The organism is Curtobacterium caseinilyticum, from assembly GCF_030363035.1.
GTDB classification, from domain to species: Bacteria; Actinomycetota; Actinomycetes; order Actinomycetales; family Microbacteriaceae; genus Curtobacterium; species Curtobacterium caseinilyticum.
Map to the genome: position 1 here is coordinate 339,259 of NZ_JAUCMN010000003.1, position 24,004 is coordinate 363,262.

Annotated in this window: 18 protein-coding genes and 1 pseudogene; 9 read left to right on the plus strand and 10 right to left on the minus strand. The window is 73.7% G+C overall.

Translation table 11 applies throughout. The annotated features are described in order from the left end of the window. Positions 1-7: 7 nt before the first annotated feature. Entirely contained in the window at positions 8-1,111 is a 1,104-nt protein-coding gene (locus tag QUG93_RS06550; RefSeq protein WP_289473109.1) for a CPBP family intramembrane glutamic endopeptidase, read from the minus strand. A gap of 36 nt (positions 1,112-1,147) precedes the next feature. On the opposite strand from QUG93_RS06550, the gene QUG93_RS06555 reads away from it, so the two are divergent. Continuing rightward, positions 1,148-2,095: an EamA family transporter gene (locus QUG93_RS06555; protein WP_289473110.1), complete on the plus strand. Its 948-nt coding sequence runs from the start codon at positions 1,148-1,150 to the stop codon at positions 2,093-2,095. Positions 2,096-2,131: 36 nt separating this feature from the next. On the opposite strand, the gene QUG93_RS06560 is transcribed toward QUG93_RS06555, so the two are convergent. Then, positions 2,132-2,581 carry a GNAT family acetyltransferase gene (locus QUG93_RS06560; protein ID WP_289473111.1) on the minus strand — a complete coding sequence of 150 codons (450 nt, stop codon included), beginning with the start codon at positions 2,579-2,581 and terminating at the stop codon, positions 2,132-2,134. 109 nt (positions 2,582-2,690) lie between these two features. On the opposite strand from QUG93_RS06560, the gene QUG93_RS06565 reads away from it, so the two are divergent. After that, positions 2,691-3,509: a class E sortase gene (locus QUG93_RS06565; protein ID WP_289473112.1), complete on the plus strand. Its 819-nt coding sequence runs from the start codon at positions 2,691-2,693 to the stop codon at positions 3,507-3,509. Continuing rightward, positions 3,506-3,682, plus strand: a complete 177-nt coding sequence (locus QUG93_RS06570) for a hypothetical protein (protein WP_289473156.1) — start codon at positions 3,506-3,508, stop codon at positions 3,680-3,682. The genes QUG93_RS06565 and QUG93_RS06570 overlap by 4 nt, the downstream gene beginning before the upstream one ends. A gap of 3 nt (positions 3,683-3,685) precedes the next feature. On the opposite strand, the gene QUG93_RS06575 is transcribed toward QUG93_RS06570, so the two are convergent. From QUG93_RS06575 to QUG93_RS06590, 4 genes are all read right to left on the minus strand, one after another. Beyond that, the gene (locus tag QUG93_RS06575) at positions 3,686-6,694 is read right to left on the minus strand and encodes an AAA family ATPase (protein ID WP_289473113.1); all 3,009 of its coding nucleotides are present in this window, start codon (positions 6,692-6,694) and stop codon (positions 3,686-3,688) included. Then, a complete protein-coding gene (locus QUG93_RS06580; protein ID WP_289473114.1) occupies positions 6,694-7,857 on the minus strand; it encodes a metallophosphoesterase family protein in 1,164 nt (387 codons plus the stop codon). The genes QUG93_RS06575 and QUG93_RS06580 overlap by 1 nt, the downstream gene beginning before the upstream one ends. 69 nt (positions 7,858-7,926) lie before the next feature. Then, positions 7,927-9,054 (minus strand): signal peptidase I, encoded by a 1,128-nt coding sequence (locus QUG93_RS06585; protein WP_289473115.1) that lies wholly within the window; start codon positions 9,052-9,054, stop codon positions 7,927-7,929. A gap of 37 nt (positions 9,055-9,091) precedes the next feature. Then, positions 9,092-9,691 (minus strand): M73 family metallopeptidase, encoded by a 600-nt coding sequence (locus QUG93_RS06590; protein WP_289473116.1) that lies wholly within the window; start codon positions 9,689-9,691, stop codon positions 9,092-9,094. 247 nt (positions 9,692-9,938) lie between these two features. Here QUG93_RS06590 and QUG93_RS06595 point away from each other — a divergent pair, with 247 nt between their 5' ends. Beyond that, positions 9,939-10,508, plus strand: a complete 570-nt coding sequence (locus tag QUG93_RS06595) for a MarR family winged helix-turn-helix transcriptional regulator (protein ID WP_289473117.1) — start codon at positions 9,939-9,941, stop codon at positions 10,506-10,508. 54 nt (positions 10,509-10,562) lie between these two features. Then, complete coding sequence (locus QUG93_RS06600; protein ID WP_289473118.1) at positions 10,563-11,072, plus strand: mycothiol transferase; 510 nt, start codon at positions 10,563-10,565, stop codon at positions 11,070-11,072. A gap of 165 nt (positions 11,073-11,237) precedes the next feature. Here the strand turns inward: QUG93_RS06600 and QUG93_RS06605 are convergent, their stop codons facing one another. Together QUG93_RS06605 and QUG93_RS06610 are read right to left on the minus strand one after the other, a co-directional pair. Next, positions 11,238-13,394 (minus strand): DEAD/DEAH box helicase, encoded by a 2,157-nt coding sequence (locus QUG93_RS06605; RefSeq protein ID WP_289473119.1) that lies wholly within the window; start codon positions 13,392-13,394, stop codon positions 11,238-11,240. 265 nt (positions 13,395-13,659) lie between these two features. After that, complete coding sequence (locus tag QUG93_RS06610; protein ID WP_434533083.1) at positions 13,660-14,541, minus strand: polyphosphate kinase 2 family protein; 882 nt, start codon at positions 14,539-14,541, stop codon at positions 13,660-13,662. Positions 14,542-15,048: 507 nt separating this feature from the next. Here QUG93_RS06610 and QUG93_RS06615 point away from each other — a divergent pair. Beyond that, positions 15,049-16,377 carry an alpha/beta hydrolase gene (locus tag QUG93_RS06615; RefSeq protein ID WP_289473121.1) on the plus strand — a complete coding sequence of 443 codons (1,329 nt, stop codon included), beginning with the start codon at positions 15,049-15,051 and terminating at the stop codon, positions 16,375-16,377. Positions 16,378-16,587: 210 nt separating this feature from the next. Here QUG93_RS06615 and QUG93_RS06620 read toward each other — a convergent pair whose 3' ends face one another. Next, positions 16,588-20,115, minus strand: coding sequence for an efflux RND transporter permease subunit (locus QUG93_RS06620; protein ID WP_289473122.1), 3,528 nt, complete (start codon positions 20,113-20,115; stop codon positions 16,588-16,590). A gap of 46 nt (positions 20,116-20,161) precedes the next feature. Further along, positions 20,162-21,613: a MocR-like transcription factor YczR gene (gene yczR, locus QUG93_RS06625; protein WP_289473123.1), complete on the minus strand. Its 1,452-nt coding sequence runs from the start codon at positions 21,611-21,613 to the stop codon at positions 20,162-20,164. Positions 21,614-21,674: 61 nt separating this feature from the next. Between yczR and yczE the strand changes: the two are divergent. From yczE to QUG93_RS06640, 3 genes and pseudogenes are all read left to right on the plus strand, one after another. Further along, positions 21,675-22,187, plus strand: a pseudogene (gene yczE, locus QUG93_RS16065) (membrane protein YczE); the annotation flags it as partial. A 361-nt stretch (positions 22,188-22,548) separates the two neighbouring features. After that, the gene (locus QUG93_RS06635; RefSeq protein ID WP_289473125.1) at positions 22,549-23,397 is read left to right on the plus strand and encodes a DUF4097 family beta strand repeat-containing protein; all 849 of its coding nucleotides are present in this window, start codon (positions 22,549-22,551) and stop codon (positions 23,395-23,397) included. Continuing rightward, on the plus strand, positions 23,394-23,975 hold the full coding sequence (locus QUG93_RS06640; RefSeq protein ID WP_289473126.1) for a PadR family transcriptional regulator: 582 nt from the start codon (positions 23,394-23,396) through the stop codon (positions 23,973-23,975). The genes QUG93_RS06635 and QUG93_RS06640 overlap by 4 nt, the downstream gene beginning before the upstream one ends. The last annotated feature ends 29 nt before the right edge of the window (positions 23,976-24,004 follow it).

Genomic DNA, 24,004 nt, shown 5'->3' on the forward strand with positions numbered 1-24,004 from the left:
GGAGAGCCTACGGGCGGGCGGCGACACCCGGGGAGCTGTCCACAGGCGCGGACCCGGCTGCCTCGGGGTCGCGGGCCGGCGCGACGGCCCAGCCCGTGCCTCCCGGCTGCATCCACTGCCGACCGCCCGCCCACGCGGGCGGCGTCCCGCGGAACCGCGGTGCCTCGTCACCCGGGAAGCGGCGGTCCAGCTTCCGCCACCACGCCAGCAGCTCGACCATGCCCCAGAACGCCAGTGACGTGCCGAGGGTGAGCAGCCAGCCGCCGATCGTGCCGTTCGAGGAGTCGAGGTCGACCTTCGACCAGCCGGGGGCCTGCAGCACGAAGATCATGATGTTGTTGAACGCGTGCTGCAGGACGGTGGCCTCCATGCCGCCGGTGCGGAGCACGATGATCGCGGCGACGAGGCCGAACGAGCCGACGTCGAGGATGCCCCACACGTTGTAGCCGTTCGGCATGTGCAGCAGGGCGAACACGACCGTGGAGACGGCGACCGCGACGACCGTGCCGACGACCCGCACGGGGATCCACGAGCCGATCGTCTGCATGAGGAAGCCACGGAAGACGTACTCCTCGGCCGCGCCCTGGAACGGGACGAGGAGCAGCACCATGACGATCGTCAGGGTCAGCGTGCCGACCGACACGGTGGACTGCCCGATCGCGTCGTGGTCCCACCCGAAGCCGCCGTCGAGCGTGAACATGCCGCTGGTCTGCAGCAGGAACATCGGGATCGCGATGACGACCGTCGGCAGCAGGCACCACAGCGTCCAGCGCCAGCGCACCCGGAAGCGCGTCGACGACAGGGTGCCGGCCGGCCCGATGCGCGCGATCTTCACGGCGAGCAGGACACCGGGCAGCAGGACCACCAGCGAGACCAGGGTCAGCGACAGGATGAGCGGGTCGGTGGGGTCGAGGGCGCCGCTCGACAGGTCCTCCTGGAAGCCGAGGAGCCCGTCGGCCCCCTGCGTCGCACCGATCGGGACGAAGTAGGCGACCGCCAGGACGACCTGCGTGACGATGTAGTACCCGGCGAGGAACGCCAGGGCGACCAGCGGGCGCCACCAGCGCCAACGGGCATCGACACGGGGCAGGCGGTGGTACGGAACGCTCACCCTCCGGAGGCTACCGGGCCGGGCAGGATGGGAGCCGTGCTCACCGTCCTGCTCGGCCTGACCGGCGCCGTCGTCTACGGTGCCGCGGACTTCCTCGGCGGCCTCGCGGCGCGCCGGGTGCGTGCCGTGACCGTCGCCGCCGTCGCCGCGGCGGTCGGGCTGGTCCCCCTGCTGGTCGGGCTGCCCCTGGTCGGCGCGGTCCTGTCGGGCGCCGCGATCGCGACGGGCGTCGTCGCCGGGCTGTCGGGGTCGGTGGCCGTGCTGCTCCTCTACCGCGCGCTCGCGGTCGGGCCGATGAGCGTCCTCTCCCCGCTGACGGCCGTGTTCGCAGCCGTCACCCCGGTCGTGGTCGCGCTGGCGCGCGGGACGGTGCTGTCCGCACTCGCGTCGGTTGCCCTGGTGGTCGCGGTGGTCGCGGTGGTCCTCGTCGCGGCGGTGCGCGACACCTCGGGTGCGCGGGTGACGGTGCGCGGACTGGTCACGGCGGCGGTCGCGGGGTGCGGGTTCGGCGGCATCGTGCTCGCCTACGACGCGGTGCCGGAGGACGCGGGGGTCGCGTCGCTCCTGGTCGCACGGGTGGTGCAGACGGTCGTGCTCGGCACGGTGGCCGTCGCGGTGGCCGTGCGGCGCGCGCGGCCGGGAGGCACGGTGGACCCCGGCACGTCGGCCCGCCCGGTCGGGTCTGCCGGGGCCGGGCCTGTAGGGGCCGGGTCCGGCGCGGTCGGGCCGCGCTGGTCGCGTCGCCTCGTGGTCACCGTGGCGGCCTGCGGGGTGCTCGACGCGCTGGCGAACGCCTGCATCCAGGCCGCGCTGCACGTCGGATCGGACGCCTCGACCCTGCCGGTCGTGAGCGTCCTCAACGCGCTCTACCCCGTCGGTACGGTGGTGCTCGCCGGTGTGGTGCTGCGCGAGCGGCTGACCGGCGTGCAGTGGACGGGGATCGTGCTCGCGTTCGCGGCGTCGGTCGGGTTGGCGCTGACGTAGGGGTGCCGGTGTCGGCGGTCGGTCGCGCGGCTGCGGTCAGTCGTCCGCGATGAGGCTCTTGCCGAGGGAGACGGCCCGGTCGGGGGCGTACCCGAGCGACGCGTAGAAGCCGAGCACCTGCTCGTTGCCCTCGCGCACCTGGACGTTGACCTTCGGGCACCCGCGGTCGGCCAGCAGCCGCTCGAACTCGGCCATGAACGCCCGGCCGAGCCCGGACCCCTGCAGCTCGGGCGCCACGGCGAGGTAGTTCACCCACCCGCGGTGTCCGTCGTAGCCCGCCATGCCCGCACCGACGACGGTGCCTGCGGCAGCGGAGCCCTGGGCACCGTCGGCTGCTGCCACCAGGAACAGCTCGGGCTGCTCGGCGACCTTTCGGGCGATGTCACGCCGGGGGTCGTTCCACGGTCGGAGCAGGCCGCACGCGCCCCAGAGGGCGACGACCGCCTCGGTGTCGTCGTGACGGAACGGACGGAAGACCGGAGCCATCCCAGCACGCTACCGGTTCCCGTCAGCATCCACAGGTGACGGGTGCTCGCCATCTGGGCGTCATCATGGTCTGGTACACATGTCCCACCACCCCTCGATCAGGAGCACCGTGACCGCACACGACACCGTCCCCACGCGGCGCTCCGCGCGCGAGGACTCCGGGGCCGACGGCGGGGCTCCGCAGCCCCGGCGCACACGGCGGCGCCAGTCCGTCGGCGGCGCGCTCGTCGCGCTCCTCGCCGAGCTCCTCATCATCGCCGGCGCCGGCACCGGCCTCTACGTGGCGTGGACCGCGTGGTGGACCGACGTCGTCGCCGTGAACGAGCAGTCGAAGCTCGTCGACGACCTCGGGCAGCAGGTCGCCCCGAAGATCGAGGGCTCCGAGCACCGCGGCACGGCGCCGGTCCTCGCCGAGCCGCCGGACGTCACCGACGTGTTCGGCACGATGCAGATCCCCCGCTTCGGTGCGGACTACCTCCGTCCCATCGGCGAGGGCACCGACCGCGAGCGGGTGCTCAACACCATCGGTCTCGGGCACTACCAGGACACCGCGATGCCGGGCGCCGAGGGGAACTTCGCCGTCGCCGGGCACCGCGTCACCTACGGCAAGCCGCTCAACCAGATCGCCGACCTGAAGACCGGCGACTCGATCGTCGTCCGGGTCACGGACAAGGCGAAGGACTTCGACGTCTGGTACGTCTACAAGGTCACCGACTCGCAGATCGTCACGCCCGACAAGATCGAGACGATCGCGCCGGTGCCGAACAAGCCCGGCGTCACCCCGACCGCGGACGACCGCTGGCTGACCCTCACCGCGTGCCACCCGATGTGGTCGGCCAAGGAGCGGTACGTGACCCACGCCAAGCTCGACTACTGGATGCCCGTGTCGGAGGGCACCCCGAAGGAACTCTCGGAGACGCCGAAGTGATCTTCCCGTTCGTCTGGCGGGTCCTGCCCGGACCCGTCCCCCTGAAGGTGCTCGAGCTGCTCGTGCTGCTCGCCGTGATCGTCTACGCGCTCTTCACCTGGGTGTTCCCCTGGATCGCCGCCGACATCCTGCCGCCGCCCGACGGCACCGTGGACGTCTCGCCGTCGCCCTGACCGTCACACGGTGGTCGTGACGCGTGACCCGCCCTCGGGAGTGCGCCGCACCGCGATCCGCTCCGGGATCCGCTGCTTCAGCTCCTCCACGTGGCTCACGATGCCGACCTGTCGCCCGCCGGCGGTCAGCCGCGCGAGCTGCCCGATGACGTCGTCGAGCGTCTCCGGGTCGAGCGTCCCGAAGCCCTCGTCGACGAAGAGCGTGCCGAGCGAGACCCCACCGGCCTCGGCCTGCACGACGTCGGCGAGTCCGAGCGCCAGGCAGAGCGACACCGTGAAGGTCTCGCCACCGGACAGGCTCCCCGGAGCACGTCGGGTGTCGGTCGTGTGGTCGTGCACGGCCAGGGCGAGCCCGGTGCGCCGCGCCCGCGACCCTGCCTCGCGCTCGTCGGAGGTCTCGAGCGTGAACCGGCCGCCGAGCATGCCCCGCAGCCGGTCGTTGGCCGCCGCGACGACGTCCTCGAAGCGCCGCATCAGCACGTAGGTGCCGAGCGTGATCCCGGTCGGGTTCACCGCGGCGACGCCGTTCGCGACGTCGGCCAGTCGGACGACCGCGCGACTCCGGGCGGACGTGTCGTCCCGTGCGCGGACGGCCCGCGCCAGGTCGCCGGCACACCGGGTGGCGGACTCGACGCGGTCGGTCGCGGAGACCGCCGCGCGGGTGGCGACGTCCGCCTGCTCGACGGCGGCGGCGAGCGCGGCACGGGCGGCGTCGAGGGCGAGGGGCTCCTCGGTGTCGTCGGCGGCCGCGACCACCGCGGGTTCGGCCAGCCCGGCCTCGACCACGGCCCGTTCACGGTCGGCGACGGTGACCTCGGCCCGGAGCGCCGCGGTCTCCTCCGCGGTGAGCACGGCCGCGCGGGCGGCGCCGAGGGAGTCGAAGTCCTGCTCGGCGAGCACCCGGGCGACCTCGGCGGTCCGCTCGGTGACGGCGTGGGCTGCGGTGGCAGCACGGTCGTCGGCCGCGATCACGGCCTCGGCGCGGGTGACGAGGGTGTCGAGCTCCTGCACCGCGGCACGGAGCGACGCCGGAGCGGGGCGGTCCTGCCCCGCACCGTCGTCGGTCCAGGGCCGGGCAGCGAGTGCGCCCGCCCGGGTCACGGCGTCCGCGACGGCCGAGGCGTCCTGGTCGAGCCGCTCGGCGTCGGCCGCGCTCGTGGCCAGCAGCACCGCGTGTCCGGCCTGCACCGTGTTGTGCTCGCGCTCCAGCGCACGCGTCGCCTCGTCGTGGGCGGTGCGGAGCCGCTCGACCTCGGCGACCCGGACGGCGGCGGCGTGTGCGGCCTCCTCGCGAGCGGTCGCGGCGGCGGTCTGCTCGGCGAGGGTACCGGCGTCCGTGTCGCCGACCGCAGCCCGGAGCCGTTCGAGCTCGGCACGGTCGACGGCGAGCGCGGCAGCGGCGTCGGCGAGGGCGGCCTCGGCCGCGCGGGTCTCGGCGGCCGCAGCGTCGACGGTGGCGGCGTCCGGGTGGTCGGCCTGTGGCACGGCGACGTCCGGGTGATCGGCCGAGCCGCACACCGGGCACCGGTCCCCCGGTGCGAGCGCCGCACCGAGCTCCCCGGCGAGACCGGCGATCCGACGGGCACGCAGCGTCTGCTCGGTGCGCAGGCGCTCCTCGGCTCGGACCCGTCGGTCGGCGACGACCTGCTCGGCCCGGGTCACGGCCGCGGTCGCCGCGTCACGGGACCCGAGGTCCGCCAGGAGCCGGCGGAGGCGGTCGACCTCGGCCCGGGCTGCCTCGCCGTCACCGGCAGCGGCGGCGGCGGTCCGGGCCTGCTCGACGAGCGCCGCGCGCTCGGCGGGACGTGCCTCGAGCGCGGCGTCGAGCTCGGCGACCCGGGCCGCGAGCTGCTCGGCACGGTCCAGGGCGTCTGCCAGGGCTCGGCGTCGCGTGTCGAGCGAGGTCTCGACCGCGACGAGGTGCCGGACCGCAGCCGCGCACGCCAGCAGCTCGGCGCGCCGGGAGCCGAGGTCTGCCGAGTCGGGCACACCGGTCCTGCGCCGGAGGTCGGCGGCGGCACCGGAGGCCTCGGCAGCGCGTGTACGGGCGGCGTCGAGCCCGTCGGCCGAGGTCGTGACCCGGGCAGCCCGGTCGGCGACGGCGAGTCGGTCACGGGCCGCGGCGATGCGGGCGGCACCGTCGTCGAGCGCCCGTCGACGGTCGAGCAGCGCTGCGCGACGGGTCCGGGCGGTGAGCCGTGCGACCACGTCCTGCTCGTGCGCACGGGCGCGGTCCAGCGCCGCGACGGCGTCCGCGCGCTGCGCAGCGGTCTCGGCGGCCGCGGCGCGGAGGACCTCGACCGTAGCGGGGACGGTCCCCTCGTCGGGGTCGTCCACACCGGCCGCCTGTGCGAAGCGGCTGAGGGCGTCGCGGACGCGGGCGTCGGCCGCCTCGACCTCGGCCTGGACCTCCCGCCGACGGGCCGCGAGTTCGTCGGCGGTGCGGTCGTAGACCTGCGTGCCGAACAGGGACTGCAGGAGCTTCCGACGGTCCTCGCCCGGGGAGCGCAGGAACCGGGCGAACTCGCCCTGCGGCAGCACGACGGTCTGCAGGAACTGGGCACGGTCGAGCCCGATCGCCCGCGTGACCTCGAGCCCGATCTCCGGGATGCGGGAGGACACCGGCTCGCCCACGGCGTCGGCCGGGTGCGCCAGCCGGAACAGCTGCGCCGACGCCTGCTGGCGGACCGTGCCGGTCCCGCGCTGCTTCGGTCGGTCGTACTGCGGGGTGCGACGGACCCGGTACACACCGGCTCCCGTCTCGAACACGAGCTCGACGAAGGGCTCGACACCGGGGTCCGCGTGCTGGCTGTGCAGGCGGTCGTGCGTCGAGCCCTCGCCCGCCAGTCCGCCGTACAGGGCGAACACCACGGCGTCGATGATGGTCGACTTGCCGGCGCCCGTCGGGCCCTCGAGCAGGAACACACCGGAGGCGGCGAGCGCTGCGAAGTCGATGGTGACGAGTCCGGGGTAGGGGCCGATCGCCCGGAGTTCGAGTCGGTGCAGGTACATCAGCGCCCCCGGTCGTCGTGCATCGCGAGCACCGCGGCCTCGTACGCCTCGGTCAGGACCGCCCGGTCGTCGTCGTCCGGCGCCGCCCCCGTGGCGAAGGCGACGAAGTCGGCGGCGACCTCGACCGGGTCCGACGTCGCGGTGACCGCTCGGGCCGCCTGGCGCTCCGGTCGGTCGGCGGGCTCGTGCGTGATCGCGAGCGCGTGCGGGAAGTGGGCCTTCACCCTGGCGTACATGCGCTCGGGGTGCACGGTGTCGGTCACGGCGACGCGCACCCAGGCGTCGGCGTCGGCGTGGTGCGCGCCCGACTCGATCGCATCGATGGTCGTCCGGACGTCGACCAGGCGCCGCGGCACCGGGGTCGGGACGAGCTCGACGGTGACCGAGCCGTCGGGAGCGAGGTCGACGACCGTCACGCTCTTGCGCTGGTGCCGCTCGCCGAACGAGAACGCGAGCGGCGAACCGGCGTAGCGGATGCGGTCGCCCGGGCCGACGCGCTGCGGTCCGTGCAGGTGTCCGAGCGCCACGTAGTCGATGCCGTCGAACACCGACGCCGCGACCATGTCGACCCCGCCGACGCGGATGTCCTGCTCGCTGTCGCTCGGCTCCGCTCCCCCGACGAACGCGTGCGCGACGACGACGCTGCGGGTGCCGGGACGGGTGGCGAGGTCGGCGCGGACCCGCTCCATCGCGGCGCCGACGACCGCCTGGTGCGACCGCGCCAGGGGCTCGTCGGGCACCGCGGCGAGGGCGTACCGGGTCAGGTCGGGGTGCAGGTACGGGATGCCGTGCACCGCGACCGGTCCGGCCTCGTCCGCCAGGAGCACCGGGGTGCCCACGCCACCGGGTTCAGCCAGGATCCGCACGCGGTCGTGCATCACGCCGGCGCCGAACCCCAGCCGGGCCGCGGAGTCGTGGTTGCCCGGCGTGAGGACGACGGTCGCCGTCTCCGACAGGCGCTCGAGCGTGAGGGAGAGCATCCGGACCGCGTCGACGGGCGGGATCGCGCGGTCGAAGACGTCGCCGGCGACGACGACGAGGTCGACCGACCTGGCCCGGACGGTCTCGACGAGGAAGTCGCAGAACGCCGCCTGGTGCCCGAGCAGGTCCGCACCGAGCAGCGTGCGCCCGAGGTGCCAGTCGCCGGTGTGCAGGATGCGCATGCGGTCACGGTAGCGGCGTCCGGGGACATCCCGGGCGCACCGGACCCGGCCTGTGGACGAGCGGTCGCGTCATCCGCAGCTGATCAGGGTGACGTTGCCGAGCCCGAGCACCACGGTCACGCGCTTCGGCGTGCTCGTGCCGTACCAGGTCCCGTCGAGCGACCGGACGGTCACGTCGTAGGACTGCAGCAGCTCGAGTCCGACGGCCGTGAACGTCGCGGTCCGCCCCGTTGCCGGCGCGGTCGCGACGAGGCGGCCGCCCGCCCACACCTCGAACCCGCCCGGTGGGTTGGTCGGACCGGGGTGGCTCCAGGTGATCGTCGCCGTGCCCCCGCCCGTGCACGCGGTGATGGTGGCGCGCGGGACCACGGCGGCCGACCAGGTCGAGGCCGTCACGGTGGTGGCCGGCCAGGGTGCGGCCTGCGCGGGGGTCGGTGCGAGCGCGCCGACGGCGGTGACGACGACGAGGGTGGCCGCCGCGCCGGAGGGGCCGACGCGGCCGCGGCGGCGGGCGTGACGGCCGCTCGGTGAGCGGAGCGGACGGGCGCCGGCGGACCCCGTGTCGGGGCGGGATGCCGTCGAGGAGCCGCCCCGGGCCTCCAGGCCGTCCCCGTTGCCGTCACCGTCACCGCGGTGGCGGCCACCAGGCGCACGACGGATCCGGCCGTCGACCGTGCACAGGGCGAGCACCGCGACGAGCGCGAGCGCGAGCGCGGCGGTCTCGGCCCATCGGCCCTCGCGCACCCAGACCACGGGGCTGCCGACGAACGGGATGCGCAGGGACGCGACGCCGTGCACCGCCGACCGGTCGACCGGGGTCGAGTCCGCCTGCGGGTTCGCGTCGCCCTTGGTGACGATCGTGCCGTCGTGGCCGGGATGCACGAAGCGGTGCATCCGCAGGTGCCCGGCCTGGTCGGGGTCGTCCGCGAGCAGGACCTGCCCCGGTCGGACCTCCGCGGGTGCAACCGGTCGCGACACGACGACGTCACCCGGGGTCAGCCGCGGCTCCATCGAGCCGGTCATCACCGTGGTGGGGTGCCAGCCGAGCAACGCCGGGGCCGCGGACCACAACGCCAGACCGAGCAGCGCCGCGACGACCGCGCGTGCCGCCACGGCGACGACGACGCGCCCCCAGTCGACGACGTCGTGCAGCGCGTCGTGCGGTGGGTGACCACCGTGCACTGCGGAGCTGACCATGACTGCCTTCGACCGGGGGCGTTCCGAGGGTGACGGACTAGTTGTTCTGGGCCTCCCACGTGAGGCCGAGCGACGCCGTGTTGCCCTGTGCGGTGTTCGGGGTGCCGGCGGCGACGGAGTACGTGACGCGGTAGACGCGGGTCTCGTTCGCGGTGCCCGCCGTGGTCCACGCGCCGAGGCCGGACGCGAAGTTCGTCGCCGTCGAGCCGAGGTTCGGCAGCGTGTCGTTGAACAGCACGGCACCGGTGGCTGCTGGCGTGAAGCCCGAGCACGAGGCGAAGCCACCGCCGGTGCCCTGCTCGATCTTCACGGTGGTGTTCGTCGCGAGGACGCTCGAGGTCTGCGGGCTGGTCGTGTACAGCTTCACCGTCGACGGCAGGGAGCCGCTCGAGGTGACGGTGATGCACTTGCTGTCCGTGGAGCCGGGCTTGAGGTTCGTGGCGGTGAAGAGCGCGGTGTTCGCGTCGTCGTCCGAGAGCGCGACGGTGCCGGCGGTCCAGTTGCTGGTGGGGTTGGTGGTCGTGGCCGAGAACGCCGAGTACGAGGCGGTCGAGACGACGACGCCGGAGGCCACGAGGGCGGCGGGGACGGCGATCCAGGCAGCCAGACGGGCGGAGCGAGCGGAGACACGGGACATGGTTGTCCTCCGGAGGAGAGAGATCTGATCGGTGGTGGCTCCGGACCCGCGGTGGTTGGTCGCGCTACGGTGCCTGTGTACTACGACGATCAAGCTACTTGACACTCGTGTTGACGACAAGAGAAGCAACGCCCCCACTGTTGGGGATTGTCTCAATCATTGAGATACTTGTTGCATGGACCCCTGACCCGGGCCCGTCCGCGTCCCGTCGATCGCCGCCGCGATCACCACCCGAGAAGAGCCACCCGTGACGGACACCTCCCCCGCACTCCCGCCCCTGACCGTCACGACGGGCCTGCCGCCGGCCCCCGTCTCCCCCGACGTCGAGATGGACGACCTGCCCACCGCACCGCTCGCGGGTGTGCGTGCGGACGACGCGGGGCTCGCCCGGATGATCGAGGCCTTCCGACTCCTGCAGGTCCGGCACGCGCGGGTCCTGGCCCACGAGAGCGCCGCGCACGGGCTCGGTGTCACGGACACGCGGTTCCTGGTGCACCTGGCGGCGACCGAGGGGCACGCCACCACACCGAAGCAGGCCGGGGACACCCTCGAGCTGAGCACCGGCGCGATGACCTCGCTGCTCGACCGGCTCGAGCGCCACGGGCACCTCGAGCGCCGCCCGAACCCGGGTGACCGGCGGAGCATCCTCGTGCACCTGACGCCGTCGGGAGCAGCGGTGGCGCGGGCGGTGAGCGCCGCCTACGCCGACGCCTTCAGCGAAGCCGTCCCCGCCGCCGAGCGGAACGGTGTCGCCGTCGCCCTCGAGGACATCGGGGCAGCGCTCGACCGTCGGCACCGCGCGGCCACGGCGCGCTGAGCCCGCACCCGGGCGCTGGAGCGGGCTGCGCACACGCCGCGTAGCGTCGGCGGCATGACCCCAGCGGAACTCCTCACCGAAGCGTTCTCCCGCGTGCCCGAGACCGTCGAGCGCGCGCTCGACGGCCTGTCGACCGAGCAACTCGCGACCCGGCCGGCAGCCGGCGCGAACACCCTCGCCTGGCTGGCGTGGCACACGGCCCGCGGACAGGACGCCCAGGTCGCGGACCTCGCCGGGACCGAGCAGGTCTGGACCGCCGACGGCTGGGTCGAGCGCTTCGGCCTGCCGTTCCCCGCCGACGCACTCGGCTACGGCATGTCGAGCGAGGACGTCGGGCGGGTGCGTGCGTCCGCCGAGCTGCTGACCGGGTACCTCCGCGCCGTGCACGAACGGACGGTCGCCTACCTCGGCTCGCTCGCTCCGGAGGACCTGGACGAGGTCGTCGACGAGGCGTGGGACCCGCCCGTGACGCGCGGCGCCCGGCTCGTGAGCATCCTCGACGACTGCACGCAGCACGCCGGTCAGGCCGGCTACGTGCGCGGTCTGCTCTTCTTCTCGCGCTGACCCCGCAGCCGCGTCCGCGACACGCAACCTCGGCGTCAGCTCGCAGCGTCGTACCGCTGCGAGCGCTCGGGAACGTTGCGTCCTGCGAGTGCGGCTCGCGCAGACGACGGACGGGAGGCCCGGTGCCAGCTGGCACCGGGCCTCCCGTCCGTCGTGTGGTCGCGACTAGCGCGCGGCGAGCTCCGCGACGATGCCGTCGCCGGGCGCCGCCTGCACCAGGTCCGCCTCGATCTCGGCGTTCTCGAGGATGCCCTCGATCTTCCGGATGCGACCGCGCGGGACCAGCGTGACGACGGTGCCCTCCTTGCCGGCACGACCGGTGCGGCCGGAGCGGTGCATGTACGCCTTGTAGTCGTCCGGGGCGTCCGCCTGCACGACCAGGGAGACGTCGTCGACGTGGATGCCGCGTGCGGCGACGTCGGTCGCCACGAGCACGTTCACGCGGCCGCTCGTGAGCAGCTGCAGGTTGCGCGTGCGGCGGGACTGGTTGAGGTCGCCGTGGAGCGAGGTCGCGCGGATGCCGGCGTCCTCGAACTGGTCCGCCAGACGCTCGGCGTAGGCACGCGTGCGAGCGAAGACGATCGTCTTGCCGTCACCGGCGACGAGCTCCTCGAGCACCTGGTCCTTCTGGCGCTGCTCGACCACGAGCACGCGGTGGTCGATCGTCGAGGAGGCCTGGTCCTCGCCGGCGACCTCGTGGACGCTCGGCTCGTGCAGGAACTCGGAGACGAGCGAGGCCACCTGGGCGTCGAGCGTGGCGCTGAACAGGAGCTTCTGCGCGCGGTCACCGTGCGGGGTGACCTCGGCGGTGGCGGACAGGATCTCGCGCACCGGCTCGAGGAACCCGAGGTCGCACATGTGGTCGGCCTCGTCGAGCACGGAGACGACGACCTCGCTGAGGTCGAGCTTCCCCTTGTTCATGAGGTCCTGCACACGACCGGGGGTGCCGACGATGATGTCGACGCCGCGCTCGAGCGCGCCCTCCTGGCGGCCGTAGGGCACGCCGCCGTAGATCTGCGTCGTGAAGAGGCCGACCGAGCGGGCGATCGGCTGGACGGTGCGGTCGATCTGCAGGGCGAGCTCGCGCGTGGGGGCGAGGATGAGCGCACGCGGAGCGCGGCCCATCTTCCGCTTCGTGCCGCCGCCGTGCTCCATGAGCTTCTCGACGAGGGGCGCACCGAACGCAATGGTCTTGCCGGAGCCGGTTCGGCCGCGGCCGAGCACGTCCTTGCCCGCGAGGACGTCGGGGATCGTCGCCGCCTGGATCGGGAACGGGCTGGTGGCGCCCATCTCGGCGAGGGTGCGGGAGATGTTGCCGCCGATGCCGAGGTCGGTGAAGGTCACGCCCTCGACGTCAGCCGCGACGGTGGCCTCGGCCTGGAGCTTCTCGAGCTTGACGTCGTCCGCGGGGACGTACGCCTGGCGGGAGTCCTCACGGTCGCGGCGCGGGGCACGGGCGTCGTCGAACGAGCGACGCTGGGGTCGCTCGTCGCGGTCGAACCGACGGGGCGCGCGGTCGTCACGGTCGAACCGACGCGGGGCGCGGTCGTCACGGTCGAACCGACGCGGGGCGCGGTCGTCACGGTCGAACCGACGCGGGGCGCGGTCGTCCTGGTCGCGACGCGGGGCGCGGTCGTCACGGTCGAAGCGACGGGGCGCGCGGTCGTCACGGTCGAACCGACGCGGGGCGCGGTCGTCGGAGTCGCGACGGGGAGCACGGTCGTCACGGTCGAACCGACGCGGACGGTCGTCCTGGTCGCGACGCGGTGCGCGGTCGTCACGGTCGAACCGACGCGGCGTGCGGTCGTCGTCACGCCGGGGCGCACGGTCTTCGCGATCGAAGCGACGGGGCGCACGGTCGTCGCGATCAAAGCGACGGGGCGCACGGTCGTCACGGTCGAAGCGACGCGGGGCGCGGTCGTCTCGGTCGAACCGACGCGGGGCGCGGTCGTCGGAGTCGCGGCGGGGAGCGCGGTCGTCACGGTCGAACCGACGCGGACGGTCGTCCTGGTCGCGACGCGGGGCACGGTCGTCACGGTCGAAGCGACGCGGGGCGCGGTCGTTGCGGTCGAAGCCGCGCCCGCCACGGTCGTCGCGGCGCTGTCCGCCGTCACGCGGCTCCCAGTTCGGGCGGGCGGGACGCTCGCCCTGGGCCTCGCGGCCACGGCGCGCCTCGGCGTCCCACCGCTGCTTCTGCCGCGGCTGCGACGGGTCGGCGGCGCGGAAACCGCGGTGCTTGCTGCTGCGGGCGGCGGGGGTGCCGTTCGCGTGGCGGACTCGGTCGTCGGCACGCTGACGCGCGCCCTTGTCGTACGGGGCCATTGCTACTTTCCGGGGTGCAGACGTCCGCGTGCCCGGCAGCGACATCGGCGCAGGTCTCAGAGGCGGAGAGGGGGTTCTTCCCGTCGCGGGTCGACGTGAATCCAGCCCTCGACCAACACACACCCAAGCAGAATCCGTGATCACAGTGTCACGGCGTCGAGAGCCGACCGATCGAGTCTACGTGACCGGACGCGGTCTGGCCAGCCCCGCGGCGGACGGGTACCGCGGGGCGGGCGCGGGGCGGGCCTCCCGGCCGGAACCGGTGTCAGGACTCGGCGAGCCGCCGACGCTGCTCGGCCACGTCGAAGTCGGCCGTCGGCCACGTGAGCTGCATGTCCTCGAGGGCGCGGAGCAGCAGCTGCTGGACCGCGAGCCGGGCGTACCACTTGCGGTTCGCGGGCACGACGTACCAGGGCGCCCGTGCGGTCGAGGTGCGGTCGAACACCGTCTGGTACGCCTGCTGGTACTCGTCCCACAGCAGGCGCTCGTCGATGTCGCCCGGGTTGAACTTCCAGTGCTTGTCGGGGCGGTCCAGGCGGTCGCCGAGTCGCTCCCGCTGCTCGTCCTTCGAGATGTGGAGCATCACCTTGACGATCGTCGTGCCCTCGGCGACCAGACGGTCCTCGAAGTCGACGATCGCGCCGTAGCGCCGCTCGATCTCCTCGGGCGGCGCGAGCGAGCGCACCTTCTGGATGAGGACGTCCTCGTAGTGGGAGCGGTCGAAGACGCCGAGCTGCCCGGCGGCCGGCAGCTGCCGTTCGATGCGCCAGAGGAAGTCGTGCGCACGCTCCTCGGCGGTCGGCGCTCCGAAGCCCGCGTAGTGCACGCCGTTCGGGTCCACCGCGCCGACCACGTGCGAGACGATCCCGCCCTTGCCCGCGGTGTCCATGGCCTGCAGCACGAGGAGCACCCGGCGCTGATCGCCGGCGGTGCTCGCGGCGTGCAGGCGCTCCTGCAGGGCCGCGAGGCGGTCGGCTCCGGCCGCGAGCGACTCGAGTCCGTCGATCTTGCGCCCGGGGAAGCCCGGGGTGCCGTCGGGGTCGACGCGGTCGAGGCGGAAGCCCTCCTGGACGCGGAGGAGCGGTTCGGGGTCGGTGTTCCAGGCCTTGCGACGGCTCACGGGTCCTCCTGCGGGTCTCGTGCCCATCCTGGCACCCGCACGGCAGCGTGGGCGGCGTCCTCGGTGCTGTGCGCTTCCGGGCGTCCCGCATCGACTCGTGCGGGTTCGTGCGTCGGGCGGTTCCGGGCGACATCGGGCGTGCCTGGCTGCTTCGATGTACCTGGCTGCTTCGGGTGTACCTGGCTGCTTCGGGTGGACTCGTGCGGGTTCGCGCGTCTGGCGGTTCCGGGCGAGATCGGGTGCACCTGGCTGCTTCGGGTGTACCTGGCGGTTCCGGGTGGACTCGTGCGGGTTCGCGCGTCTGGCGGTTCCGGGCGAGATCGGGCATACCTGGCTGCTTCGGGCGTACCTGGTCAGTCGGTCCGACCCGGTACGCCCGATTCCACCTGGCATCGCGTCCGTGATGGGAAGGAACGGGCAAGGGGGCGGACGCGCCGGACACCGGGCAACGGGCACCGGCTCGACCGCGGGGAGGAGGTCGCTCGTCCGGACGGCGGACGCGACGCCGAGCGGGCCGGGTTAGCGTGGTCGTCGATGAGGTCCGGACGTCGCACGCTGCTCGCGCTCCTGGCCGCGTGCGTGACGCTCGGGGCGCTCGTCTCGTGCGCCGGGGCGCCCGCGGGCGACCGGAACGACGTCGTGACCACCGATCCCGTGATCTACCCGCTCTCCCTGCGCTACCCGGGCATCGACGTCGTCGCGGACGTGCCGTACGGGGCGGAGGACCTGCAGCGACTCGACGTCTGCCTGCCCCCGGACAGCGCGCCGGACACGACCGCGACACCGACGGCGACGACCGGCCCGTCGGACGGGTCCGGCGGATCCGACGCGCGACGGGACCGTCCCGGGGGCGGCCGCCCCGCCGTCATGATGATCCACGGCGGGAGCTGGTCGCACGGCGACAAGGCCACCGCCGCCTACCGGGCGGTGTGCCAGTACCTGGCGTCCGAGGGCTTCGTGACCGTCAACGTCGACTACCGCCTCGCTCCGACCGACCCCTTCCCCGCGGGCCTCGACGACACACGGCGGGCGCTCGACTGGGTGTTCCGGCCGGCGACGCTCGAGACGTACGACATCGACCCGGACCGGGTGGGACTCTTCGGCGGCAGCGCCGGGGGGAACCTCGCCGCCATGCTCGCCGTCACCGACCACGAGTCCGCCGGGTGGGCGGAGGGCGACCGGGTGCGTGCCGTGGTGGACCTGAGCGGACCGACCGACCTGACGACGCGGTCGACCGAGCCGGACGGGGTCTCGGCGTCGTTCCAGCGGAAGCAGCTGCTGTACCTCGGGTGCCGGAGCTACGCCGACTGTCCGGCGGCACGGCAGGCGTCACCGGAGTACCACGTCACCGAGGACACCCCGCCGTTCTTCGTCGGGCACTCCACCGGCGAGTTCATCCCGCTGTGGGAGTCGCAGGACTTCGTCGCGACGCTCCGGGAGCACGACGTGCCGGTGACGTTCGTCGCGGTCGAGGGCACGGCGCACTCGATCGCGCAGCTCGACCGCGCGATGAGCGAACGCGTCGTGGCGTTCCTGCACGCGCGCCTCGACTCCCCGCGACCGTGCCCCCGTGCGGGTGCCACCCGGACTCGGGCGTGCGGTGGTCGTCCGGCCCGCGCAGACTCGCTCTGTGACCGACACCACGACCCGTCCCGCTCGCCCCGTCACCGAGTGGCCGCACCGGACCTCGGTCCGGACCTACGCGGAGCTCCTGCTCGGGTTGTCGTTCACGGCCGCGGTGGCCTTCGGCGGGTACTCCGCGGCGACCGGGCACATGGCGATCGCCGCGCAGGGAGCCGCCGTGGTCTTCCTCGTCACCCTGACCTGCGTCGTCGTCTCCTGGTTCCGCGAGGTGGACGCTGAGGAGTCCGGCAGCCGCGACTGACGCGCGACCGCCGGACACGGCACGGCCAGGCACGACCCGGCAGAGCACGACACGGCACGAGCCTGCACGGCCCGGCCCGCGCCGGACCCGGCCCGGCACGGCCAAGCACGACCCGTGCAGAGCACGGCACCGCACGGCCCTGCCCGATCCGGTCCGGTCCGGTCCGGTCCGGTCCAGCCCGCGCCGGACTACCCGGCGCTCGGTGCGCTCTCCTGCAGCCCGCCCTGCTCCCCACCCGGGTGCTCCCCCGGGTGCTCCGCAGCGTCCCGCGCGGCCCGCCGGTCGGCCCGACGCTCCCGGAAGCCCTCGACCACCGAGTAGAGCGCCGGCAGCACCACGAGGGTCAGCAGCGTCGAGGACACCAGGCCGCCGATGACCACGAGTGCGAGCGGCTGCGAGATGAACCCCGACTTGCCGGTCAGCCCGACCGCCATCGGCAGCAGCGCGAAGATCGTCGCGAGCGCCGTCATGAGGATCGGCCGCAGTCGGCGCGTGGCGCCCTCGATGAGCGCTTCGCGGACGCGGAGCCCGCGACGTCGGTACTGGTTGACGAGGTCGATGAGCACGATCGCGTTCGTCACGACGATGCCGACGAGCATGAGCAGACCGATCAGCGACGCCACCCCGAGCGGGATGCCCGTGACGATCTGCAACAGCAGCGCACCCGTCGCCGCGAAGGGGATCGACAGCAGCAGCATGATCGGCTGCAGCAGGCTCCGGAAGGTCGCCACCATGATCACGTAGACGATGAGCACGGCGACCAGCACGGCGAGCAGCAGCTGGCTGAACGCTGACGACTGGCTCGACGCGACGCCGCCGATCGTCGCCGAGGCGCCCTTCGGCAGGTCGAGGCCGTCGACGGCCTGCGTGACGTTCTGTACCGCTTGGCCCAGGTTCGTCGAGTCCGGCGTCACGGTGATCGTCGCGGTGCGCACGGCGTCCGAGGTCGTGATCGTCGTCGGGCCGTCGGACTGCTCGACCGTCGCGACGTCGGACAGCGGGACGTCGCCGCTCGCAGTCGGGATCGACAGCGACCGCAGCGCGTCGACCGTGGTCGGGGGCTCCGGGTCGGCGATGTACACGTCGAGCGTGGCGTCGTCGATCTCGACGCTGCCGGTGTCCCGCGGCGAGACCGCGGCGGCGACGATCCCGCCGACCTGGGTCTCGGTGAGCCCGCGTTCGGCGGCCTTGCTCCGGTCGACCTTCACCGCCAGGTACGGCTCGGCAGCGGACAGGTTGCTCGTCGCGCCGGTCGTGCCGTCGACGCCGCGCATCTCGGTCAGGACCTTCTCGGCCGCCGTCTGCAGCTCGGCCTGGGTGGGCGCGGTCACGTCGACCTCGATGTCGCTCGAGCCGCCGAACCCGCCGCCGGCTGACGACAGGTTCACCTCGCCCACGCCGTCGATCTCCCCGATGCGGTCACGGGCGGTCGACTGGATCGTCGTCTGGTCGGCTCCGGCGTCGGTCGTGACGTTGTACTGGACCGAGGCCGAGGCCCCGCCACCGAAGGCCGCCTGGATCGACTGGCCGCTCGAGCCGATCGTGGTCTGCACGGTCTCGACGCCGGAGACGTCCCGGAGCACGCCCTCGACCTTGCGCGCGGCGTCGGACTGCTCGTCGAGACTCGTGCCGGGCTCGAGGTCCTGCGTCACCGTGAAGGTGTTCTGCCCGGAGTCGCCGAGGTAGTTCGTCTTCACGAACGGCACGGCCGCGGCGGTCCCGCCGAGCACGAGCAGGGCGAGCACGAGGACGAGCGCCGGACGGCCGACCGCCCACCGCAGCACGGGCAGGTACCCGCGGCGCAGCCGGTCGGAGGTGCCCGCGTCGTGCAGGTCGGCGGCGGAGGCGAGCGCAGCGGTGCCGGTACCGGACTCGGCACCGGCGGACGACGTACCGGCAGCCGAAGCCCCGGCAGCCGACGCCTCGGCAGCCGACGTACCACCAGCCGACGTACCGGCAGACGACGCCGCGGCAGCCGACGCCCCGGCGGCGCGTCGCTCGCCGTGTCCGGCCCGCCGGTCCGCCTTCGGCGCCCGGAGCCACCAGTACGCGAGCACGGGCACGATCGTCAGGGACACGAGCAGCGACGCGATCAGGGCCATCGTGACGGTGAGCGCGAAGGGGCGGAAGAGCTCGCCGACGAGCTCCGCGACGAAGGCCACCGGCAGGAAGACCGCCACGGTGGTGAGCGTCGACGCGGTGACGGCGCCGGCGACCTCGCGCACGGCATCGAGCACCGCGCGGCCGCGGTCGACCCCGGGTTGCAGGTGTCGCTTGATGTTCTCGATCACCACGATCGAGTCGTCGACCACGCGGCCGATCGCGATCGTCAGTGCCGCGAGCGTGATGATGTTGAGCGTGTAGCCCGCGGCCTGCATGCCGATCGCCGCGAGCAGCACCGAGGTCGGGATCGAGATCGCGGTGACCAGCGTGGACCGCCAGGACAGCAGGAACACCAGGATCACGACGACCGCGAAGCCGAGGCCGAGCAGGCCCTCCTCGGCCAGGGAGTCGATGGACTGCTGGATGTAGGGCGCCTGGTCGAACACGACCGTGAACTGCGGGTTCCCGGCGACCTTCGCCTCGATGCCGGGCAGGGCGTCCTTCACCGTCTCCGAGACGTCGACGGTGTTCGCCTCCTGCGTCTTCGTGATGGCGATGGTCAGCGCGGTCTCGCCGTCGACGCGGCTGATCGACGTCCGCGGCGACTCCTCGATCTGCACGGTCGCGACGTCACCGAGCGAGGTCGGCGTGGAGGCCGTGCTCGCGCCCGTCCCGCCGGTCGCGCCGGTCCCACCGGTCGTGCCGGTCGCGCCGGTCCCGGCAGCGGTGCCGCCGGCGGTCCCGTCGCCGGACCCGGCAGCGCCCGTGCCGGTCGCCGATCCCGTGCTGCCGGGTGCACCGGCTGCCGCTCCGGACCCCGTCGCGGCACCGCCCGCACCAGGGCCGCCTGTCGACGACGAGGAAGCCGACGATCCGCTCGACGCCGTCAGGGGCAACCCGCGGATGTCGTCGAGGGACGCGATGCGCTGCCCGGTCTGCACCGAGAGCGTCGTGCCGTCCTGCGTGATGGTGCCGCCCGGGATCAGCGTCCCGTTGTCGTCGAGGGCGTCCGAGATCGACTGCGTGGTCAGCCCGCGGGAGGCCAGCTCGTCCTCGTTCGGGGTGATCACCACGCGCCGGCCCGGGTTGCCGAAGACGTCGGCCTGGCGGACCCCGTCGAGCTTCTCGAGGTCGGGGACCGCGGTCGCGTTCAGCCGGTCGACGAGCTGCTCCTGGTTGCCCGAGGCGGTGACCGCGAGCTGCAGCACCGGCAGGTCGTCGAAGGACCCGGTGACGATCTGGGTCTGCACGGTGTCCGGCAGCGACAACGCGTTCACCGCGGTCTGGATCTTGTCCTCGGCACTCGCCAGGTTCGACCCGTAGTCGAACGACGCGGACACGACGCTCTGCCCGGTGGACGACGTCGCGCTCGTCGACTCGAGGTCCGGCACGACCTGGATCGCCTGCTCGATCTTCGTCGAGACGTCGTTCGACACGACCTCCGGGGTGGCGCCGGGGTAGGCGCTGACGATCGCCACCTGGGGGAACTGGACGCTCGGGATGAGCTCCTGCTTGAGGTTCGTCAACGCGATGCCGCCGAACACCGCGACGACGATCGTGACGAGCGCGATCAGGGCACGGTTGCGGAGGCTGAAGACCGAGAGGAAGTGCACCCGCCGATCCTCGCAGTCCCACCTGCGAACGGGACCGGCCCGGAGGTCACACCACCGCGGCGAGCGACCCCCGCGTCCCCGTCCCCTCGCCCCCGACCCGGGCCCACGCCCGTTCGAGCACGTCGACCAACCGCTCCCGGTCCGCCGCGCCCATCGTGTACGGCACGCGCAGGAACCGCTCGAAGCCCCCGTCCGGCCCGAACACCCCGCCCGACGCGAGCACGACACCCTCGGCCCGTGCCGCGAGCACGAGCGCGCTCGACACCGGGCGTCCGAGCCCGACCCACGTCGTCAACCCGCCCGCCGGGGACGGGACGTCCCACTCGGGCAGCCGCGTCCGGAGCGCGGCCACGACGTCGTCGCGACCGGCGCGCAGGAACGTGCGCCGCACCTCCAGGACGGCAGCCGTCCGCGGGACCAGCTCCCGCGCGACCAACTGGTCGAGCACGGGCGTACCGAGGTCGCCCGTCGGGCGGGCGAGCAGCAGACGTTGGAGCAGGTCGGGTGCGGCCCGGACCCAGCCGATCCGCAGGCCGCCCCAGAACACCTTGGCCGCCGAGCCGATCATGACCACGGACGCCCCGCTCGGGTCGGCAGCGGCGAGCGGCGGGGCGGGCTCGCCGTCGATGCGGAGCTCACCCATCGTCTCGTCGGCGACCACGGTGGTGCCGGTCGACGCCGCGACCGACAGGAGCACGTCCCGCGTGGCCGCGGACATCGTCGCCCCGGTGGGGTTGTGCAGCTCCGGCATGACGTACGCGACGGCCGGGGCGGTCCGACGCAGGGTCGTCTCGAGCGCCGCCGCGTCCCAGCCGGTCCGTGCGTCGACGGGGACGCCCACGAGGCGACCGCCGACCTCACGGAAGGCCTCGTGTGCGTGCGGGTACGTCGGCGACTCGACCAGGACGGCATCGCCGCGGCGCACGAGCACGCGGGCGAGCAGGGCGATCGCGTGCTGCGCGCCGATGGTGACGACGACCTGGGACGGGTCGGTCGGCAGCCCGCGCTCGGTGTAGCGCCGAGCGATCGCGGCACGCAGGCCGGGGTCGCCGACCGTGTCGTACCCGATGCCGGCGAGCGCCGCGGGGACGTGGCGGACGGCGCGCTCGACGGCCTCGGCGACCTCGGGGGCCGCGTGCAGGGCTGCCTTCCGGAGGTCGAGCAGGTCGCCCTCGACGACTCCGCCGAGGCGCTCGGGGTCCGGTCGACCCGCGAGATCGCGCGGCAGGTGCACCACGCTGCCGGAGCCGCGCAGCGAGACGAGGAAGCCGTCCTCGCGGAGCCGCGCGTACGCGTTCGCGACCGTGGTGCGCGAGACGCCGAGCGCCTCGGCGAGCCCGCGCTCGGCGGGCAGTCGGGCACCGAGCGGCACCCGCCCGTCGATGACGAGGACACGGAGCGCGTCCGACAGCGCCTCGTACGCGGGGGCACCGGCGCCGACGCGCCAGTCGGTGAGCAGGAGGGCGGCGGAGCGCGCGCTCAGCAGGACGGTCGACACGGATCCACCGTAGGCGGATTGGCTCTCGACCACCAGGCCAATCGTACGGGACCATCGGGGCGTGTCCCGCTCCACTGCGCTCGCCCTCCGGTCCGTACAGCTCCTCGTCGGCCTGTTCCTCTACGGCGCCTCGACCGCACTGCAGGTCCGCGCCGTGGTCGGGGTCGGCTCGTGGACGGTGCTGACCCAGGGCCTCGAGAACGTGCTGCCCTGGTCGTTCGGCGTCATCACGGTCGTGTCGAGCATCGTGATCCTGCTGCTCTGGATCCCCCTCCGCCAGAAGCCCGGCATCGGCACGCTCTGCAACGTCCTGGCGATCGGGCCGTCCGCCGACCTGGTGCTCTGGCTCGTGCCGGAGCCGCACGGCCTGGTCCCCCGCATCCTGCTGTTCGCGGCGGGCCTGGCGCTGCTCGCGGTCGCGACCGCCTGCTACATCGGCGCGGGCCTCGGGACCGGTGCGCGCGACGGCCTGATGGTCGGCCTGCACGAGCGGTTCGGCTGGCCGCTCTGGCTCGCCCGGACCGTCATCGAGGTCACGGTCGTCGTGGTCGGCTGGCTGCTCGGCGGCGACGTCGGCATCGGGACGGTGGTCGCCGCGTTCGCGATCGGCCCGATGGTGCAGCCGCTCATGCCGCTCTTCCGCCGCCTGCCGTGGTCGCCGCAGCGGACGGACACGCGGGCCGTCCGGGAGGCTCACCCCACCCCCGCCACGTCGGCCGGCCGGGAGGCGCGCCCCACCCCCGCCACACCGCCCCGCTCGGCAGACGTGGCCGCGACCGGCGTCGGTGGAGCAGGAACCGTCGAGTACGGCAGCGCACCCGACAGTTCCTGCTCCACCGAGGGCCCAGCACCCGCCGCCGCACCCGTGACATGTGCGGACTCGCGATGTATCGTGATTCCCACAACGCGATACATCGCGAGTTCGAGGAGGCAACATGGCCCAGGAGAAGTGGCTCGTCGAGGAGCCCAAGGTGATCGACACCGGCATCGTCCGCGCCCTGCGCGTCGGGCTCGCCGGCGGACAGGTGGACGTCGTCGCGCACGACGAACCGACCGCCCGGGTGGAGGTGCACAGCGTGTCCGGCAAGGCCCTGAAGATCGAGCTCGACGGCGACACGCTGACGATCGACCACCCCCAGATCCGATGGGACGACCCGGTCGGCTTCCTGCGGTCGTTCCGCGGGCGCGAGACCGCCGACGTCAGCGTCCTCGTGCCGCGCGACGCCCGCGTGACCGTCGGCGTCGTGTCCGCCGGTGCGCTGCTCTCGGGGACGAACCGCGGTGCCGCGGTGAACACCGTGTCGGGCGACGTGGTCGTCGACGGCCTCTCGGGCGACCTCGCCGTGCACGCCGTCTCCGGGTCGACGACGGTCCGCGACCTCGACGGCGAGCTGACCGTCCGCACGGTCTCCGGTGACGTCGTCGCGACCGGCGCGATCCCGCGCTTCTCGGCCGACGGGGTGAACGCCGACGTCGTGCTCGACCTGCAGGGCACGCCCGACTCCGCGCGGGTGAACACCGTGTCCGGCTCGGTCAGCGTCCGGCTCGAGGACGGCGTCCCCTACCGCTGCACGGTCAGCACCGCGTCCGGCAAGCTCCAGTTCGACGACTCCGAGATCCGTGGCGTCCGGGGCTCGTACGTCAAGCAGGGCGGTGACCTGTCGGGGCAGTGGCTCGACCTCAAGGTGAACTCGGTCTCCGGCGACATCGCGGTCCTGCACGCACCGCCGGCGCCCACGACCACCACCACGGACACCGCGGCGGACTCGGAGGTCGTCGAATGAGCCCCGTCTTCGCGCACGGTGCCCTGCGCCTGTCCCTGCTGTCCATGCTCGCCGACCGCCCGATGCACGGCTACGAACTCATCCAGGCCCTCGGCGAGCGCTTCGGCGGCGCCTACGTGCCGAGCGCCGGCACGGTCTACCCGCGTCTGGCGAAGCTCGAGGCCGAGGGACTCGTCACGAAGACCGTCGACGGCCGCAAGACGGTCTACGCGATCACCGACGCCGGGCGGGCCGAGCTCGACGCCCGCGCCGAGGAGCTCGCGGCGATCCAGACCGGCGTCGCCGACTCGGTGAAGTCCCTGGCCGACGGGGTCCGCGCCTCGGTCGGCGAGGCCATGCGCTCCCTCCGCGCCGACCTCGCCGCGAGCGCGCAGGCACCCCGCGGGCAGACGGCGGACGAGCCGGTCGACGTCCCGACCGCGGGCGCGGGTGCCCTGCGCGAGGTCGAGATGGTCATCGCGTCGTTCCGCCAGCAGGTCCGGGCGGACCTGCGTCGCCGCGCGACGCGCGGCACGCTCACCGAGGACACGGTGACGCGCCTGCGGGACGGCCTGGAGGCACTGCGCCGGTCCGTCTGACGGGCCGCGGCGGACGGGTGGTGGCGATC